Annotated in this window: 20 protein-coding genes; 7 read left to right on the forward strand and 13 right to left on the reverse strand. The window is 46.5% G+C overall.

Features of this window, described 5'->3' with window-relative positions; all coding sequences use genetic code 11:
• Positions 1-60: 60 nt before the first annotated feature.
• The 5 genes from ACVA6Q_RS08765 to ACVA6Q_RS08785 form a co-directional block, all read right to left on the reverse strand.
• Positions 61-714, reverse strand: coding sequence for a riboflavin synthase (locus ACVA6Q_RS08765; protein WP_446647285.1), 654 nt, complete (start codon positions 712-714; stop codon positions 61-63).
• A 3-nt stretch (positions 715-717) separates the two neighbouring features.
• A complete protein-coding gene (gene ribD / locus ACVA6Q_RS08770; RefSeq protein WP_353496800.1) occupies positions 718-1827 on the reverse strand; it encodes a bifunctional diaminohydroxyphosphoribosylaminopyrimidine deaminase/5-amino-6-(5-phosphoribosylamino)uracil reductase RibD in 1110 nt (369 codons plus the stop codon).
• A 36-nt stretch (positions 1828-1863) separates the two neighbouring features.
• Positions 1864-2313 carry a transcriptional regulator NrdR gene (gene nrdR, locus ACVA6Q_RS08775; RefSeq protein WP_042496919.1) on the reverse strand — a complete coding sequence of 150 codons (450 nt, stop codon included), beginning with the start codon at positions 2311-2313 and terminating at the stop codon, positions 1864-1866.
• Positions 2314-2395: 82 nt separating this feature from the next.
• Positions 2396-3169, reverse strand: coding sequence for a tRNA pseudouridine(65) synthase TruC (gene truC, locus ACVA6Q_RS08780; RefSeq protein WP_446647286.1), 774 nt, complete (start codon positions 3167-3169; stop codon positions 2396-2398).
• The gene (locus ACVA6Q_RS08785; protein WP_446647287.1) at positions 3166-3462 is read right to left on the reverse strand and encodes a YqcC family protein; all 297 of its coding nucleotides are present in this window, start codon (positions 3460-3462) and stop codon (positions 3166-3168) included. The genes truC and ACVA6Q_RS08785 overlap by 4 nt, the downstream gene beginning before the upstream one ends.
• A 135-nt stretch (positions 3463-3597) precedes the next feature.
• Here ACVA6Q_RS08785 and ACVA6Q_RS08790 point away from each other — a divergent pair, with 135 nt between their 5' ends.
• Positions 3598-4647: a DUF3549 family protein gene (locus tag ACVA6Q_RS08790; RefSeq protein ID WP_446647288.1), complete on the forward strand. Its 1050-nt coding sequence runs from the start codon at positions 3598-3600 to the stop codon at positions 4645-4647.
• A gap of 9 nt (positions 4648-4656) precedes the next feature.
• A complete protein-coding gene (locus tag ACVA6Q_RS08795; RefSeq protein WP_112462101.1) occupies positions 4657-4956 on the forward strand; it encodes a DUF3301 domain-containing protein in 300 nt (99 codons plus the stop codon).
• Here ACVA6Q_RS08795 and ACVA6Q_RS08800 read toward each other — a convergent pair.
• Positions 4847-5425, reverse strand: a complete 579-nt coding sequence (locus ACVA6Q_RS08800; RefSeq protein ID WP_353496805.1) for a GNAT family N-acetyltransferase — start codon at positions 5423-5425, stop codon at positions 4847-4849. The two genes, ACVA6Q_RS08795 and ACVA6Q_RS08800, sit on opposite strands and share 110 nt — an antisense overlap.
• A gap of 829 nt (positions 5426-6254) precedes the next feature.
• Here ACVA6Q_RS08800 and ACVA6Q_RS08805 point away from each other — a divergent pair.
• Both ACVA6Q_RS08805 and ACVA6Q_RS08810 read left to right on the forward strand, forming a co-directional pair.
• Positions 6255-6542 (forward strand): hypothetical protein, encoded by a 288-nt coding sequence (locus ACVA6Q_RS08805; RefSeq protein WP_353498720.1) that lies wholly within the window; start codon positions 6255-6257, stop codon positions 6540-6542.
• Positions 6535-7008 carry a YaiI/YqxD family protein gene (locus tag ACVA6Q_RS08810; protein ID WP_353496806.1) on the forward strand — a complete coding sequence of 158 codons (474 nt, stop codon included), beginning with the start codon at positions 6535-6537 and terminating at the stop codon, positions 7006-7008. The genes ACVA6Q_RS08805 and ACVA6Q_RS08810 overlap by 8 nt, the downstream gene beginning before the upstream one ends.
• Before the next feature lie 79 nt (positions 7009-7087).
• Here the strand turns inward: ACVA6Q_RS08810 and ACVA6Q_RS08815 are convergent, their stop codons facing one another.
• The 5 genes from ACVA6Q_RS08815 to ftrA form a co-directional block, all read right to left on the reverse strand.
• Entirely contained in the window at positions 7088-8338 is a 1251-nt protein-coding gene (locus ACVA6Q_RS08815) for a glutamate-5-semialdehyde dehydrogenase (RefSeq protein WP_446647289.1), read from the reverse strand.
• 17 nt (positions 8339-8355) lie between these two features.
• Complete coding sequence (proB, locus tag ACVA6Q_RS08820) at positions 8356-9486, reverse strand: glutamate 5-kinase (RefSeq protein ID WP_418642026.1); 1131 nt, start codon at positions 9484-9486, stop codon at positions 8356-8358.
• Between the two features lie 159 nt (positions 9487-9645).
• Positions 9646-10035 (reverse strand): sigma factor-binding protein Crl, encoded by a 390-nt coding sequence (gene crl, locus ACVA6Q_RS08825; protein ID WP_353496808.1) that lies wholly within the window; start codon positions 10033-10035, stop codon positions 9646-9648.
• Between the two features lie 131 nt (positions 10036-10166).
• A complete protein-coding gene (gene frsA, locus ACVA6Q_RS08830) occupies positions 10167-11414 on the reverse strand; it encodes an esterase FrsA (protein ID WP_446647290.1) in 1248 nt (415 codons plus the stop codon).
• 53 nt (positions 11415-11467) lie between these two features.
• On the reverse strand, positions 11468-12472 hold the full coding sequence (gene ftrA, locus ACVA6Q_RS08835) for a transcriptional regulator FtrA (RefSeq protein WP_446647291.1): 1005 nt from the start codon (positions 12470-12472) through the stop codon (positions 11468-11470).
• Positions 12473-12537: 65 nt separating this feature from the next.
• Here ftrA and ACVA6Q_RS08840 point away from each other — a divergent pair, with 65 nt between their 5' ends.
• Positions 12538-13476 carry a DMT family transporter gene (locus ACVA6Q_RS08840; RefSeq protein ID WP_446647292.1) on the forward strand — a complete coding sequence of 313 codons (939 nt, stop codon included), beginning with the start codon at positions 12538-12540 and terminating at the stop codon, positions 13474-13476.
• 108 nt (positions 13477-13584) lie between these two features.
• Here the strand turns inward: ACVA6Q_RS08840 and gpt are convergent, their stop codons facing one another.
• Both gpt and ACVA6Q_RS08850 read right to left on the reverse strand, forming a co-directional pair.
• Complete coding sequence (gene gpt / locus ACVA6Q_RS08845) at positions 13585-14049, reverse strand: xanthine phosphoribosyltransferase (RefSeq protein WP_042477599.1); 465 nt, start codon at positions 14047-14049, stop codon at positions 13585-13587.
• A 31-nt stretch (positions 14050-14080) separates the two neighbouring features.
• Positions 14081-15373 carry a solute carrier family 23 protein gene (locus tag ACVA6Q_RS08850; RefSeq protein ID WP_112462098.1) on the reverse strand — a complete coding sequence of 431 codons (1293 nt, stop codon included), beginning with the start codon at positions 15371-15373 and terminating at the stop codon, positions 14081-14083.
• 891 nt (positions 15374-16264) lie between these two features.
• On the opposite strand from ACVA6Q_RS08850, the gene ACVA6Q_RS08855 reads away from it, so the two are divergent.
• Both ACVA6Q_RS08855 and ACVA6Q_RS08860 read left to right on the forward strand, forming a co-directional pair.
• Positions 16265-17734 carry an aminoacyl-histidine dipeptidase gene (locus ACVA6Q_RS08855; protein ID WP_446647293.1) on the forward strand — a complete coding sequence of 490 codons (1470 nt, stop codon included), beginning with the start codon at positions 16265-16267 and terminating at the stop codon, positions 17732-17734.
• A gap of 137 nt (positions 17735-17871) precedes the next feature.
• Complete coding sequence (locus tag ACVA6Q_RS08860) at positions 17872-18078, forward strand: YaeP family protein (protein WP_446647294.1); 207 nt, start codon at positions 17872-17874, stop codon at positions 18076-18078.
• The last annotated feature ends 4 nt before the right edge of the window (positions 18079-18082 follow it).

Raw genomic sequence — 18082 nt, forward strand, 5'->3', positions numbered from 1 at the left:
TGCGCTTGTTTTTATCTGGGTTTTGCAATTCTTAGATTTTCGAGAACTAGATTCGCGAGATTAGGCAAAACCGTTTTGTTGTAAGAATTCCATCGTCAGTCTCGACTCAGGCTCAGAGTGAGTCTGCGCTTGAAGTAATCGCTCCATGTAACGAGCCATAACATCGACTTCAAGGTTTACTTTTCGCCCTACCTGGAACTGGTCGATAGTCGTCTCTTCTGACGTATGTGGTACGATAGTCAGCTTAAACGCATCTTTACGAAGATCGTTCACTGTCAAGCTAATACCATCCACAGTAATCGAGCCTTTTTGGGCGACATACTTAGTGATTTCCGATGGCATCTGTACCCAATACTCAACTGCACGGCCGACTTGCTGTCTGTCGACAATCTCACCCACGCCATCGACGTGACCAGAGACAATATGACCACCGAAACGCGTGGTCGGTAACATGGCTTTTTCAAGGTTGACCTTGTCACCCACGCTGTAGTTGGCAAAGCCGGTTTTCTTTAGCGTCTCTAATGATAAATCCGCTTGGTAACTACTGTCAGTGAACGCCACCACAGTTAGACACACACCATTGGTCGCAATACTGTCGCCGAGTTTTACATCGGCCATATCCAGTTTGCCAGCATCAACGGTAACACTGATGTCTTCCCCTTTTGGCGTGATCGCTTTGAGGGTACCAACGGCTTCAATAATTCCTGTAAACATCTTCTATTTCTTTTTTAGCTGTGGCGTGGCAACGATTCGAATATCACTACCCACCATACGAATGTCTTTAATATCGAGATCGATAACCTGTTGCATCGACTCAAGCCCAAGCGCGCCGATCAGTCCTCGGCCATCAGCCCCCATAAGCTTAGGTGCTAAATAGACAATAAGCTCATCGACAAGCTGCTGCTCTATCATAGAGCTCGCCAGAGTTGCGCCCGCTTCCACCCAAACATGGTTAATTTGGTGCTCTTCGGCTAGTACATCTAGCGTTTGGGCAAGGTCTAGCTGCTCGCTTGAACCTGCTGGGATGTTAAGATCGCCACCTTCATGAGCCACTCGGAGGATAACGCCTTCGGTGCTGAACAGTTTTAGATCAGAGCTGAGCTGATTTTGTCTGTCCAATATGACACGAACTGGCTGACGAAGCTCTGTGGAGTCAATCACCGAATGAACTTGGCTTGGCAGTTCATTCCAGCGAACATTTAGAGATGCATTGTCGTCAATAACGGTGCGGCTAGTAGACAAAATAGCGCCAGCTTCAGCACGATACGCCTGTACATCGCGGCGCGCTTCAGCGCCTGTGATCCACTGGCTTTGACCATTAGCAAGTGCGGTTTGCCCATCGAGACTGGCCGCCATTTTAAGCTGAACGAAGGGACGATTGGTTTCCATTTTCTTTAGAAAACCTCGATTTAGTGCTCGCGCATCTTGCTCCAAGATGCCAACCTGCACTTCAATACCCGCCTCTTCAAGCATGGCAAAACCACGCCCAGCGACTTGCGGGTTTGGATCGGACATGGCACAGACGACTTTCGCGACACCCGCTTTAATCAGCCCTTCGGCACAGGGTGGCGTGCGCCCATAGTGGGAACATGGCTCTAGGGTGACGTACGCCGTCGCGCCCTTAGTTTGCTCACCCGCCATACGCATTGCGTGCACTTCGGCGTGCGGCTCACCCGCTTTCTTATGGTATCCCTGCCCCACAATGACATCATTTTGCGTTATCACGCAGCCGACATTCGGATTTGGAGCAGTGGTGAAGCGGCCTTTCTTGGCAAGGTCAATCGCTAAACTCATCATCTGATAGTCAATAGCGCTAAACTGACTCATAGTAATCCATACCTATCGCTGATTTTGGGGTGGCTGTTAGTCTTCCAAGCGAGCGATTTCTTCACCGAACTCGCGAATGTCTTCAAAACTACGGTAAACAGATGCGAAACGAATATAGGCTACCTTGTCCAGCTCTTTAAGCTGAGTCATGACTAGGTTTCCTATCATTTCACTTGGGACTTCACGCTCGCCAGTAGCGCGAAGTTGAGATTCAATATGACTGATCGCAAGTTCAATCGAGTCTGCACTTACAGGACGCTTTTCTAGCGCTCGCTGAATGCCACCGACCATCTTATCCTTGTTGAAAGGCTCACGATTACCATTGGATTTAATCACCTTTGGCATAACCAGTTCGGCGGTTTCAAAGGTGGTGAAACGCTCACTGCACGCCAAACATTGACGACGACGACGCACCTGATGGCCATCGGCTACCAGTCTGGAATCGATAACTTTTGTGTCATTTTCTGAACAAAATGGACAATGCATAACACCTCCTATGGTTTAGACCACAGTTTAGCGAAAATTCACCTATTAAGAAATCCACTATTTAGTCCGTAAAGTAACGTAATTAGGTGTAATCTTGGATTGCGTCACACTCTTGCCAGCCAAATTCACTCATTAGACTCTGCCAAACCGAATCAAACCCTGCTTGAATACGTATTGGCTCGCCAGTAATTGGGTGGTTGAACGCCAAACAAGACGCATGCAACAGCATACGATGGGTATCGTAATGCTCCCTAAACAAGCGATTGTGCCGGCCATCACCATGAGTCGTATCACCGACAATCGGGTGACTTAAATGATGCATATGACGACGAAGCTGATGCTTACGACCCGTCTTTGGCTTCATTTCCATTAAGCAGTAGCGGCTAGTTGGAAAACGACCTGTCGAGTATGGCACTTCAACCTTCGCCAATGGCTGATAGGCGGTGACCGCTGGCTGTGCCTCTTTTTCTTGGTTGGCAAACTTATCGGCGATTTTGTCGAGCTCCACTTTCAGTGGATAGTCTAAAACATCACCTTGCTCAATCCAGCCACGAACAATGGCGTGATAGGTTTTCTCAATATTGTGCTCGGCAAACATCGGCATCGCTTTCGCTGCTATCTCACTCGAAAGTGCAAATAAAAGCACACCCGATGTTGGTCTATCCAAACGGTGCAAAGGAAAAACGTGCTGGCCAATTTGATCACGCAGAGTTTGCATGACAAAACGTGTTTCATTTTTATCTAGCCATGAGCGGTGTACCAACATGCCCGCAGGCTTATTCACCGCAATGAGGTACTCGTCTCGGTAGACAATCTCTAGTGGCTCAACCTCTGGCAAAACTGTCGATTCACTCATTTTGCGGCCTCATCTATCTGTTTAAGTACCATTAGAACCTCGGCCAACTCAGGGCGCAGCTTCCACACTTCTTCAAAGTATGGCGTGATTTCAAACCCTTTTGGGGTGTCGCCACCGGCCTCAATCAGGGACTCCATTCGGGCAATAAAAATCCATTGCAACCACTCTTGAGGCTCAAGGGTATCGACTGCGAACGGCTGTTGGCTACTCAATGCCACTGTATCTGGGGCGTTAAGCTGCCAAAGTGAGTGTTTTTTAAGCTGCTGTTTCAGCTCAACAAGTAATAACTTCATAGATCTATCTAGTAGCGCGACGAACTATTTCACGACTTTGCATCATCGCTATTGAAAATGGTCGTCAATGACTTGAAAATTGGCGATAGAATACCATCTATTGTTCTATACCCAAACCGTACTAGGAACCCCTCCATGGAAACCATTCATACTTTGACGGATCTATTGGTCAACAGTGGCTGCCAATATCACATCTACGATATCTCAAGACGCGTACAACTGATTGATAACGATCAGTTTGCTGCCGTCGAGCGCGCTAGTCAGCCTTACCCTTATCCGATTCAAAGACAGGCTCAGTTTGCCATCGCCTACTGGAACGAAGAAAAACAGCCTTGGATTTGGTTCCTTAAATTCCAGCTTGATGAGCGTGGATTACTGAGCCAAGGCGATGTCGGCCAGTTTCTAAAATACGTGCTTGAAGCAATGGGGACACGTCTTGGAAAAGAGATAAGCGAGGAGCAGCAACAAAAGCTGTCAAACAACCCATTTACGTATAAACCAACAGACGACAAGTTAGCTGTATTCCATAGCTTATTAAGAGCTGAACTGGATCTGACTACCAGCCAATACTACCAGCATGCTCGTGAATACTTCCGAGGCGACCTTGGCTGGGACAACTGGCAAACGGTTGGACTGCAAGGCATCACCGATATGGCAGCTAGGCTTGGACGTGATGAAAACGGTCGCTTGATCCGCACTAGCCTGCGTCACCTTGCAAGCGAGCCACGCTATGCGCTACTTGGCGCACTTGAGCATGTGGCGTTGCCAGAAAAGCTCTCCACAACGCTGCGCGAACTTGCTCAATTTGAATGCGAGTCCGACGAGCCGGATCTATTCTTGTTAGCCGCTTATGCTCGTGCGCTATCGGGTGGCAAGCCGGAGCAGCTAGAGTCGTTAGTTACTGAAATTTTAGCCAGTGCGCGCTTGAGTCATCAGGAAGTGCTGATTGCCATAGCAGGCCGTGCATGGCAACCTCTGACTACGCCAGCCTTAGCCGAGAAGTTCTTGGTACGCTTGGCTCAAACTGGCAACCAAGGCTTGTTTAATCAATTATTTGCCGATCTAGTGATGATGCCGAGCCTGCGTTTAGTGCTTTTGCCACTGCTGCATTCTAGCCCATCACCAGAGCTCGCCAGCGCATTGATCGCGTTGCAACAGGCGGCAACACAAGGAAAAACTCACTAGGAAGGTGAAATGATAGATAATCTTTTGATGATATTGGCGCTGAGTATGTTCTGCTTTGTATTTTGGCAGCAGCGGCGCCAATCTGAGATTGCCAAGGCGGCGGTGACACGTCGCTGTAAGGAGTTAGATCTGCAAATGTTGAGCGTGTCGTTTGGTGCTCACAGACTTAGAGATGCCAACGGCCGATTCGGTTGGCACACTATTTATGAGTTTGAGTTTTCAGCACTCGGTGACGACTATTACCAAGGAAAGCTGGTGATGAAAGGTTTTCATGTGCTGAACTTTCACTTTCCAGCACACCGAATGTAGATTGAAACTGATAGTACGGGCCATGCTCATCTTCCGCTTGTCCGTACTGTTCAAACCCGAGTTTACTCAGCAATCGAATCGAAGAGGCATGGTCAATATCGACGTTCGCTTCAAGCCTATTAAGCCCTAAAGTATGGACGGCATCAGGAATAAACGCTCTTAATACCTCTGTTGCAATCCCTTTGTTCCAATATTGCTTGTCAAAGATATAGCCTATCTCTCCTTCACCCTCCGCTCCGCGCTCAATGAAAATATGCCCCATATAATCGCGCGTTCGCAGATCCAGAGCCGCCATCGCATAGAACTTTGAGTCGCTCAATATGGTATGAAACAATCGACGCGCAGTGGCTAGGGTATGAGGACCATTCATGTGTTTGCGATTTTTCGCACACACGTTAAGCATCAGAAAATCCGACTCCAGATAGTCGGTATAGGGGACGAGAATGGTTCTGCGAGTAACTATTGTCATTGACTTCCTTTTCGTAACTGAATACCCAAATAACCTAATATAGGCTTTAGGCTCTGTGTTCTTTAGATTAAGTGCGACACTTACAAGAGAAGTATGAAAGTTAGGGTTTATAAATAAGAAAAGCCCCAACACTTGCGTATTGGGGCTATAGTCTTACTCGCAGCAGTCCGGCTACTAAAAATGCTCCATGCATCATCCGTAATAGTGGCTGAATCCTTCAGCTATATCCATTCGTCGCCGTCCTAGCGGTGTCCATCTCATCCAATGACGCTAACTATCCCAGTCAGCTCGCTTCACTTGTTCCTTGAGCGGTGTCCTTGACCATCATCCTGATGGGGTTCCTTGCACTCTTCCTGAGTGTATCCATTTCCCTAAAAATCACCGTCCTGATGATTGTTCGCTTCCCGCGCTATCCTAACTTCCGTGCTGGTTACGTTTCCCTTGGTAACCAAATCTTCTTCCTGAAGATGACCTTCCAATGTCATTCCTGTTCCGTGTCAGCATCCTTCCGACAGGTTCTAATTTACCCTAATGGCGATTCTGGACAATCTACCCAATTCAAAAAGTTTTTCGCCGACACTGTTAAGTAAAGGTTAAATATCATATTTAACATGAGCTTATTGATTTTCTCTTCCAAATTTCTGGCGATTTTTTCTCTTTATCTCACAGCTCGTGTGAGAGATCTCGCACAGGGTGTTTCCAAATTGGCTAATGTCTTAGATTCCCTCGCTTCAAGTCACTGGTGATGACCGTCACACAAGCTCCATCTGTACCTCCCTTAGATTCGAAGGTACTATTAATGGATAGCCTATTTAACGGAATAACCAACATGATAACCAAAGATGTCTCCGCTGAGATTGAAGCTGCAATCAGCTCATTGCACGCAGAGGGAAAAGAGCCAACCGTCGCACTAGTAAAAGCGCGTTTGAAGACTAAAGTACCTATGCCTGCGCTGATCACCGTGATCAAATCTTGGAAGAGCAGTCAACATGTACCAAAAGTTGAAATCGCTGCTGAGAAAGCAGAGCAACCTCTAGAGCTAAGAGTGAAGGAATTAGAGCAGCAAGTTGCCACACTGACTCAGCGATTGACTGCATTGGAGCAATCTCGTGACTGAACCGTTAAAACAAGCCGTTAAGATTTGGGTCGATGCCGATGCATGCCCAAAAGTGATTCGAGAAACACTGTGCCGAGCCGCGGAACGCACTGGCTTAACCTGTACCTTTGTTGCTAACCACAGCGTACCTGTACCGAAACGAGACAATATCCACTCGCTAACCGTACCTGCTGGGTTTGACATTGCAGACAATGAAATCGTGAAAAGAGTCAACGCCGGTGACTTGGTTATCACGTCTGATATTCCTTTGGCAGATGAAGTGATCACTAAAAATGCTTTGGCGCTCAGCCCACGCGGTGAGCTTTATACTAAAGATACCATTAAGGCTCGTCTTAATATCCGTGACTTTATGGACACTATGCGCTCTAGTGGAGTTCAAACTGGTGGTCCGGCACCACTTGGGCAGACAGAGCGCCGTGAATTTGCCAACCATTTAGACAGATTTTTGGCAAGAGCAACACGCTAGGTTGAAATGACCACCTCAAAACAAAAAAAGAGTCAACCGATATTCGACTGACTCTTTTTGTATTCAATGTAGTCAAGCGTTATGGACGCGGTAAGTAATCCGCTTTACCCACCCACTTGTAGCTGGTTAACTCTTCTAGCCCCATAGGGCCGCGAGCATGGAGTTTCTGCGTTGATACCGCAACTTCTGCACCAAGACCAAATTGAGCGCCGTCCGTGAAGCGTGTCGAAGCATTTACGTAAACTGCAGCTGAGCCTACAGAGTTAATGAATTTCTCTGAGTTAATTAGGCTGTTAGTCATGATCGCATCAGAGTGGCTAGCGTTATGAACGCGCATATGGTCGATGGCTTCTTCAACATCTGCCACAACTTTCACACCTAAAGTGAAACTCAGCCACTCGGTATCAAAGTCACCCTCACCTGCGTCACGCAAATCATCAAAACCTGCCAACATCGCTTTCGCTTTTGGCTCTGCGACCAGTGAAACTTTACCTTTCAAGCGCTCAGCGATCATTGGTAGGAATTCAGCTGCGACTTTCTCGTGCACAAGCAGAGTATCTAATGAGTTACATGCCGATGGACGTTGCACTTTTGAGTTCTCAACCACATCCAAAGAACGAGCAAGATCCGCACTATCATCAACAAAGATATGGCTAATGCCAAAGCCGCCGATGATAACTGGTATGTTGCTGTTCTCTTTACACATTTTGTGAAGACCAGCACCACCGCGCGGGATGATCATGTCTACGTAGTCATCCAGTTTAAGCAGCTTAGAAACCAGTTCACGATCCGGTTTTTCAATGTACTGTACTGATGCCGCAGGCAGACCCGCTTTATCGAGTGCAGACTGGATCACTTTAACCAGTTCCATGTTAGAGAAGAAGGTCTCTTTACCACCACGAAGGATGCTGGCGTTACCGGTTTTCAAACACAGTGCTGCGATATCAATCGTAACGTTTGGACGTGCTTCATAAATCACACCAACAACACCAAGTGGCACGCGGCGGCGCGATAGGCTCATGCCGTTTTCAAGCACTTTGCTGTCGATTTCACTGCCAACAGGATCAGACAGCGTGATAACGTTGCGAACGTCATCAGCAATGCCTTTCAGGCGTTGTTTGTTCAGCAGCAGACGATCAAGTAGCGCTTCTGTTAGACCGGCTTCACGACCTAGGTCGATGTCTTTCGCATTCGCAGCCAAAATGACGTCGGCGTTTGCTTCAAGTTCATCGGCGATGATTTGCAGTGCGCGATTCTTTTGCGCCGTTGACGCGGTCGCCAAAGCAAAGCTGGCTTGCTTCGCGTTTTGGCCTAGTTTAATCATGTCCATAACGGTTCCCTTTATTCTTAATCTTGAATGACGACCATATCGTCGCGATGAATCACTTCTGCACCATAATCATAGCCAAGCGTATCAGCAATTTCTTTACTGTGCTTACCTGCTATTTTGGACAGATCGGCATCGGAGTAGCCACAAATTCCTTTTGCAACTAAAGCCCCGTCATTGGTCGTCACACGTACCACTTCACCACGAGCGAAGCGGCCTGAAACTTTTATAACCCCTTTAGCAAGTAAGCTACTGCCCTTGCCTATTACCGCATTCACTGCGCCTGAATCGATAACAATGTTACCGGTTGCTGCAGGGCCTGCGAGTATCCAACGTTTACGATTTTCCAATGCTTCTGGTAGAGGCAAGAAGCGAGTACCTTGAGGCTCATCAGATAGTGAGTCAAACACCACGTTTTCCGCACTACCCGCTGCAATAATAACTTCAATCCCTGCTCGGCGTGCAATGTCTGCCGCTTGAAGCTTGGTTGCCATGCCACCGGTCCCTAATGTGGTTCCGCTGCCACCTGCGATCTTGCGAAGCGTTTCATCAATCGTTGTCACTTCACGGATCAACTCTGCATTTGGGTCTTTGCGAGGATCGGCGGTAAACAAACCGCGCTGGTCGGTAAGCAGCAACAGCTTATCCGCACCACACAAAATACCCACCAATGCCGATAGATTGTCGTTGTCGCCAACCTTAATTTCACTGGTCGCAACTGCGTCGTTCTCATTCACCACTGGAATGATGTCGTTCTCAACCAAGGCATTGATGGTATCGCGTGCATTAAGAAAGCGTTCACGATCTTCAAGATCGGCACGCGTTAGCAGCATTTGACCGATTTTAAGCCCGTAAATAGCAAACAAAGACTCCCATACTTGAATAAGCTGGCTTTGACCAACAGCGGCTAAAAGCTGCTTACTCGCCATCGTTTTGGGAAGTTCGGGGTAACCTAGGTGCTCGCGACCCGCCGCAATTGCACCTGACGATACCATTACAACGGAGTGTCCAAGCTTTTTCAGCTCAGCACATTGTCTGACCAGCTCAACCATGTGCGCTTTATTTAGCGCTAGGGAACCACCTGTTAGGACACTAGTACCTAACTTCACCACTACCGTTTTTTTGTCGGCAGTTTGACGAGTAATATCCAAAGTTATCTCTACTTGTTTGACGTGAAAAATTGAATAAGGAGTGATGTTTTAGCAATCAAACATCATTTGTACAAGTAAAAAAGCAAAGCGGGGGGCAAAGAGGCACAAAAAAGGCTCCAAAGCTACTCAAGGCAGGCTCTGGAGCCTAATGACAGGCGGTTATACAAACTCTACTGAGTCGTCATGAATAGAGACAGCGAGTTCGAACTTATCCTTAAGTGTCGCTTCCAATTTTTGATGAAACACCTCTTGGGTGCGATTTATCTCGTTAATAGCCGATTTTGGTGCCGATTCTAAAATCCACTCGCCTGTTTGGTTGTAGCGACCGATTTGATACGTCGCCTCAAACTGCCCATCTACTAGGGCTAAATCGAGCCACCAGCCCCAAAACTCTCTATCTTCTGGAGATTTGGCATCATCCACGCACACCGAAAGGCAGTCAAAGTGATAGCTACCGTCTTTACTCAAGGTTTCTCGTAAATACGGACCAATAGCTTTAAACGCAGCAATTAAGCGATAGTGAGTAGGGGTTTTCGCCGTTTCTGACATAGGGAAACTCCGTTTCTATATGAAATAGGGATAAAACATAAATAGCGATAATAAATTGTGTTTAATTTATATTTTTATCATGCACTTGATTACACAATCATTTCACATAGTTCACTAAATTTGCACAAATGTCACTTTAAAAGTTCGTCCTCCAACCACTTGATGGCCATTTCGAGGGATTGCGCATACCCCTTAGCGATGCCTTTTGCAGGTATCTCACGTGCTTTGCCATATTGACTAAACATCGCTAACAAGCGGTTATCGGATAGCGGCGACACAATATCCCCTTCCATACTCATTGCCAAAATAGGCACTTTAGTTCGGCGAGATGATAAGAAGCCTTGAATTTTCAGCGACCATGCCATCAGTTGCCCAGCAAGGCTATTAATGTCTACCGCATCTTTCCCAAGACGAGACGCTAGCATATCGATATACATTTTCGGCATCGACTGAATGATCTTCGGTGTCACTAAACAGTGGTGAATTGGTGCACCAAGCGTCACGCACGCTTTAATTTTATCTGGCTCAAGAAACGACAAACGAGCCATGGCGTTGCCGCCAAAACGAAAGCCGAGCAAACCCACTCTAAAATGGTCAACCCAAGGAATATTTGGCAGCTCTTGTATTACCGCTTGGTGCAGACAAGAGGTATCTTCGGTTAGTGGCCAGTGTGAGCTGTGCCCTATCGATGGCATATCCACCGTCAACATCGCGATACCGGCCGGCGCTAGGTAGTCTCTAAATAAACGCCACATATCGGTTTGCAACGAATCAAGTCCAGCGCTAACAATGACAACAGGCTGAGGTTTTTCGGTGCTTACCAGGTGAAGGTTAGCGGTAATGCGTCGATTCTGATAAGGGATCTCAACTTGCTTAATGATGTGACTGGTGTGTTTCGCGGCTTCATTGTAGGCGTTATTTGCCAGAACCTGAGCTTGCAGTGCCAAGTTGTCATTTTTAAGATGGGGGTAGCCTGCGATACTAAAGCTAAGCGATGCTTTAAACAGCTCTTCCGCCGCAGCATCGCCTTGCAAATCATTGGCACGCTTTTGATGCATCATGCCATGCTTAGTCCACTCATAGTTCCAGTTGCCACCGTGGTACCCCATAACGGTATCCAGCCACTCATCAACCGTTCTCGAGTGTTCTGAAGAGGCAATTTTTGCCAATACCGACTCTAATTCAATCGGATCCATCCCTTGCCAAACCCACTGCAAACGCAATAAGTTGCGATACCAAGAGGTTGGCTGCTGTGATCGACGCTCCTCAAGCACTCGGATACTGCTTGGCATATACCGGATAAGGTGGGAGGTTTCTTTAGCCTGCTTGTTTTTTTCAAACAAGGTTTCAGAGATGTTTTTGCTGACTTCTTCGGACATACGCGCACCTAGCATTACCTGTTAACAGCAACAATATAATCGAATAATCGCGATTATTCAGTGTTTTTGTCTCTCAATTGCTGCAAATTACTCGATGATTGACGCCGAAACTCAGTTGGCGTTTGACTTACTAGCTTTCGAAACTGGTGTCGGAAGGTACTTTCGGAGGCAAAGCCGCAATGGTAGGCAATGTGTGACACCGTTGAAGAGGTCGTTGCTAGCAGTTCTTTAGCGCGATCCACTCGTGCTCGCGTTAGCCATTCAATCACAGGGAGCCCAACAACATTCTTAAATGTTCGCTGAAAAGTTCGCGGCGTCATATCCATCTGACTGGCAAGAGAGTCCACATTGTGAGGTTCAGACAGTCTCTCTCTCACCCAATCCATAACTTCCGCAATCTTAGTCTGCGAAGTCGCCATCGCTTCTTGAGAAACGATCTGTAGCTGTTCACCATCTCTGTATGCCGGTATCACCAAGCGCTGTGCCACCATATTGGCAATTCTATAACCATAATCCTGACGTACGATATCGAGCATCATGTCCAATCCCGCCGCTGAGCCCGCTGAGGTCAAGATATTACCATCTTCGATGTACAGCGAAGATGGGGACACCCGAAGGCTTGGATAGCGTTGTGACAGTAGGTTTGAATGATGCCAATGTGTCGTCACCGCTCGGCCATTGAGTAACCCTGCTGCGGCGAGCACAAATGCCCCTGTGCAAATACTACAAATACGTGCGCCTCGCTCATGAGCTCGCTTTAGTGCATTGACCAATACCTCTGGGGGCTGCTCATTCACATCGCGCCAACCAGGAAGAATGATTGTGTCGGCTTGCTCTAGTATCTCTGGACCGTGCTCAAACGTCACCGACACGCCCCCTATCGCTTGCACCGTACTTGACTCTATCCCACACACTTTAAACTGATACCAATCAACGCCAAGCTCTGGTCGTTCAAGTCCAAAAATTTCCACCGCACAGCCAAACTCAAAGGTTCTCAGTGACTCGAATCCCACTAAAACAACAGAGTGTGGCAACGAGTTGGCATGATCTTGATGCATTTTGTCCCTATCCATTCTGTTGTATGAGCCTTTTTGCTTATAGCCTTTGGTAAAGATTACCACACATGGACTTTAGCCAAGCGATGAACCTGACGACCTACTTCAAATTATTCCTTTCTGCTTTTTTTTGGGGAGGCTCGGCCATCGCAGGGAAAATAGCGATGGAGACCTTTTCTGTCTCTATGGTCACTATATTACGATTCGGTATTGCCGCTTTGGTGTTAGCGCTGCTTTATCGGCGACAGATTCAGCGCTATTCCATGCCAATAATGCGCCATATCAAGGTAGCGCTCACCGCCTTCTTTGGGATCACCGCCTGCTACTACTTCTACTTCCGAGGCCTTGATCTATCAAGTGCATTCAACGCAGGTGTCATTGAAGCAACGATTCCTTGTCTGACACTGTTTATCGCTGCTTGCAGCGGCAAACGAGAGAGTCTCACCAAAGTGGTTGGCTTTATCGCGGCCTATGTGGGGGTTATTTACATCGTATTTGATGGGCAATTGGATAAACTGCTCAGTATTGAGTATTCCGTTGGCGACCTGTTGCTTCTGCTTAGCACATTCTGCTTTGCTGTTTACAACATTTTTGTCGAACGCAACAAACAAGATACGCCAAACAATCTGTTTATGTACTATATCTTCCTGTATGGAAGTCTGCTGCTGCTTCCGTGGCCACTCATTGAATGGGCAATGACAGGTAATGCTATGGTATTGAAGCCAATAGGCTTCGACGCCATTGTTGCCATTCTATTTATGGCCTTGGGCGGTTCTGTAGTGGCGTATCTATTTTTCAACCAAGCAATTTCCGTTATTGGTGCAGCCAGTGCGTCCTCGTTTATTAATCTAGTACCCGTAATTACCGTGTTTCTGTCGGTGTTCTATCTCAAGGAAGACATCTCAGTCAGCCAATGGATAGGCTCCGCTATCATCTTTGTCGGCGTGGCTATTTCGAACTATGAACCGAAGCGTCGCCAAAAAAACATCAGCCAACAATCTAGCTGACGGATTTACAGACAGGACAATTCAAAGTGTATCGCCAGTGGTTCCAGTAATCGCTAGACGAAAAAAAACCGCGATATCAACTATCGCGGTTTTTTTAAACATCACTGTTTACTTTTGCTTACGGTTAATTGGCTCAACGTAAGACAGTGCCATATCCCATGGCTGCTCGATCCAACAATCTTGGTCGATATCAACAATGTATTCGTCAACTAGCTCAACGCCAGCAGGCTTAGCACACACTGTTACTAGCTTAGCTTTAGGGTACATTTCACGGATTTTACGAGCCGTGTCGCCGCTATCCACTAGATCATCAACGATTAGGTAACCTTCACCGTCGTGCTCTGGTGCTTTCAGTACCGTCATATCACGTTGGTGATCGTGGTCGTAGCTAGAGATACATACTGTATCTACATAACGAATACCTAGCTCACGAGCTAGAATCGCTGCTGGTACTAGACCGCCACGACTTACACCGATAATGCCTTTCCACTGTTCAGCTGGCATTTGACGCTCAGCGAGTTGACGGCAATATGCGTGCATATTGTCCCAAGTGATGATGAATTTGTTAGCCATAATAATAACCTAATTAAACCGTATTCGAGACTTAAGCAGCCACAATGTACTTGATGACGAAGATTGCAGACATTACCCATACACTCATAGATACGTCGCGACCTTTACCACTCAATGCCTTAATAGCAGCGTAAGCGATGAAGCCAAGTGAGATGCCTTCTGCAATTGAGAATGTAAATGGCATCAGCAAGCAAGTTACAACAACCGGTGCCGCTTCAGTAATGTCTCTCCAGTCGATACCAACTAGACCAGACATCATGAGAATTGCTACATAGAATAGCGCACCCGCGGTTGCGTAAGCTGGGATCATACCCGCCAAAGGCGAGAAGAATAAAGCAAGTACAAACAAAATGCCAACAACAACTGCAGTAAGACCAGTACGGCCACCTGCCGCAACACCTGCTGTACTTTCTACATAAGAAGTCGTGTTTGATGTACCGAGTAGCGCACCTACTGATGTTGCTGTTGAGTCAGCCAGTAGTGCTTTATTAAGACGTGGGATCTTACCATCTTTACCGATAAGGTCTGCTTTTTGAGCAACACCTACTAGCGTGCCTGCCGTGTCGAACAAGTCAACAAATAGGAAAGCAAACACAACAGAAATCATACCGATTTCGAACACTGCAGAGAAATCAAGCTGCATGAACGTTGGTGCAATGCTTGGTGGCGTAGACATAATGCCGCCCCACTGAACATCACCAAAAATAAGGCCTAGACCTGTTACTGCAAGGATAGCAATCATTACCGCGCCTTTCACACCACGGTGAACAAGAGCGATAGTAATGAAGAAACCTACAGCAGCTAACGTAGCTGGAAGAGAGGTAATGTGACCTAGAGATACAAGCGTCGCTGGGTTATCAACTACGATACCCGCGTTCTTTAGAGCAATCAGCGCTAAGAACAGACCAATACCCGCAGAGATACCAGTACGAAGCGACATAGGAATGGAGTTAATGATCCACTCACGGATCTTAAACACACTCAATAGAATGAATAAAATACCAGAACAGAATACCGCCGCCAGCGCGACTTGCCATGTATAGCCCATGCCCAGCACTACCGCGTAGGTAAAGAAGGCGTTTAGACCCATACCTGGCGCTTGAGCAATTGGGTAGTTAGCAACAAAGCCCATGATAAAACAGCCAATCGCAGCTGCTAGACAAGTAGCAACGAATACTGCGCCGCGATCCATGCCGGCATCAGCTAGAATTGCTGGGTTAACAAAAATAATGTAAGCCATCGTCAGGAAGGTAGTAATACCTGCGATAATCTCAGTGCGCACTGTAGTGCCATTTTCACTGAGCTTGAACAGCTTCTCGAGCATAATCGAATCCCTAAAAAGTGTAAAAAGTAAACGGTTGCGTAAACGATTGGCGCGAATTATAAGGTTATCAAAACGCAAATTCCAGCTAGAATTTAGACTCTAATCAACATATTTTCCGCTTGATATGAAACCTATTCGGTAACGACTGCTAACAAATTGAAATAGTTACCGCGTTTGCGCCCTATTTCATCATAGCGATAAGGTGAGATAACTGGACAAAAATTCACCATCCTTTTTGAGATTAAGATGGCATTTCTTAGAAAAAGGCAAAAAAAACGCCACTCCAGAGAGTGGCGGTAGAATAATTTGGTCATCAATTGGGGTATATAACCAACAACAAATTCTCAATTTAGGGGAAAATCTTAATTGCTATCTACCGTAGTAGACATTGTACGCGAAGTCTTTCGTGTATACGTTTTGGTTGGTCCAAAACATCGCGCTTGCTAAACCTTGCATAACATCACCTTCTAACAAAACAAATAATGGATAAAGTTGCTTTGAATCTCGGTTCCTTGGAGGCGATAAATCGGGCTCAATCCTTGAACAAGCTATGTTGAATCACTCAACTGTTCAAAAGAATACCATATTGGATTTAAATTACAAGACTTATGGCGATCTAAGTCACATAAATTTCATAATTCTTGAAATCCACTGCCCATTCTGTAATTTTATTACGGATGATATTATCACCAATATGCACACCAGTGCATTTTATAAATCATTCCAGTAACACGCGACATTACATAATTGCTTTGCTTTTACTACTCGTTGTTTACAACTAATGGTATCCTTCTCTTTATCTTAAATAAGCTAGAAAACCAGATGTTCTCACCTCGAATCTAAACATCTGGGGAATAACAATCTAGCCTAGTCTGCATAAAGGAGAGTTCCGTGTCTGAATTCCATTCTGAAATCAGCAAGTTGTCACCGGCACCGGTTTGGCAATTTTTCGACAAAATCTGCTCAATCCCACACCCTTCAAAACATGAAGAAGCCCTAGCACAGTACATTATTGGCTGGGCGAAAGAGCAAGGTCTTGATGTAAAACGCGACGATACAGGCAACGTATTCATTAAAAAGCCAGCAACGGCAGGCATGGAAGACAAGAAAGGTGTGGTTCTACAAGCGCACATCGATATGGTGCCTCAGAAAAATGAAGACACTGACCACGATTTTACTCAAGACCCAATCCAGCCATACATTGATGGTGAGTGGGTAACCGCAAAAGGCACAACGCTTGGTGCTGACAATGGCATCGGTATGGCAACTTGCCTGGCTGTACTTGCTTCAAACGATATCAAACACGGTCCACTAGAAGTTCTATTGACCATCGATGAAGAAGCTGGCATGACTGGCGCATTCGGTCTAGAGGCAGGTTGGCTAGAAGGTGACATTCTTCTAAACACTGACTCAGAACAAGAAGGCGAAGTATACATGGGTTGTGCGGGCGGTATTGACGCAGCCATTACGTTCGACATCACTCGCGAAGCGGCACCTCAAGGCTATGTTGCACGTCAGCTAACACTGAAAGGTTTGAAAGGCGGCCACTCTGGCTGTGATATTCACACTGGTCGCGGCAACGCCAACAAACTGCTTGGCCGTTTCTTAGCGGGTCACGCAAAAGAACTTGATGCTCGCCTAATTGAATTCCGTGGTGGTAGCCTACGTAACGCTATTCCACGCGAAGGTTTTGTTACTCTAGCGCTACCAGAAGAAAACCTAGCGAAGCTAGAAGAACTTTACAGCTTCTACACTGAGCTAGTGAAATCTGAGCTAGGCGCTATTGAAACTGACATTGTTAGCTTTAACGAAGCAACTGATCTTAGCGATGTGTTCGAGTCTAACGCTCAATCGCGCTTTATCGCAGCACTGAATGCTTGCCCGAATGACGTTATTCGTATGAGTGATGACATTGAAGGTGTCGTTGAGACCTCACTAAACGTTGGTGTGATCACGACGCAAGCGGATAAAGTTGAAGTACTATGCCTTATTCGCTCGCTTATCGATTCAGGCCGCTCTCAAGTAGAAGGCATGTTGGCATCGGTCGCAGAGCTTGCGGGTGCGACGATTGAATGTTCTGGCGCCTACCCGGGTTGGAAGCCAGATCCAGAGTCAGAGATCATGGCTATCTTCCGTGATATGTACGAAGGTATCTACGGTCACAAACCAAACATCATGGTGATCCACGCGGGTCTTGAATGTGGTCTATTCAAAGAACCGTATCCAAACATGGACATGGTCTCTTTCGGCCCAACTATTAAGTTCCCTCACTCGCCTGACGAGAAGGTGAAAATCGACACGGTTGAGCTATTCTGGAACCAAATGGTGGCACTACTAGAAGCGATTCCAGCGAAAGCTTAATTAAGTCAGAATTGTGATTGATAAGCCGATGTTTAACCAAAACATCGGCTTTTTTGTTTCACATCAATTGTGCCTTTTGAGTTTCCTCTGCAGCCTGTGTATATTGAGACCAGTTATCATTTATAGAGAAAGACATTATGCAAGTTTACGGTTGTTGTGATTTGGTTCGCGAAATCTACGCACAAATTGGCAGTGGCGATCAAGCCTACATTCCACAAGCAATTTCATGTGCCGTTCGTACGCTAAACGAAGTGGCTGCAAATGAAAGCCTACCAAAAGATGTCCGTGAGCAAGCGGCATTCGCGGCAGCAAACCTTTTGATTTCGGATTTTGAAGATAAGTAGAAAC

Source organism: Vibrio sp. DNB22_10_4 (genome assembly GCF_052879755.1).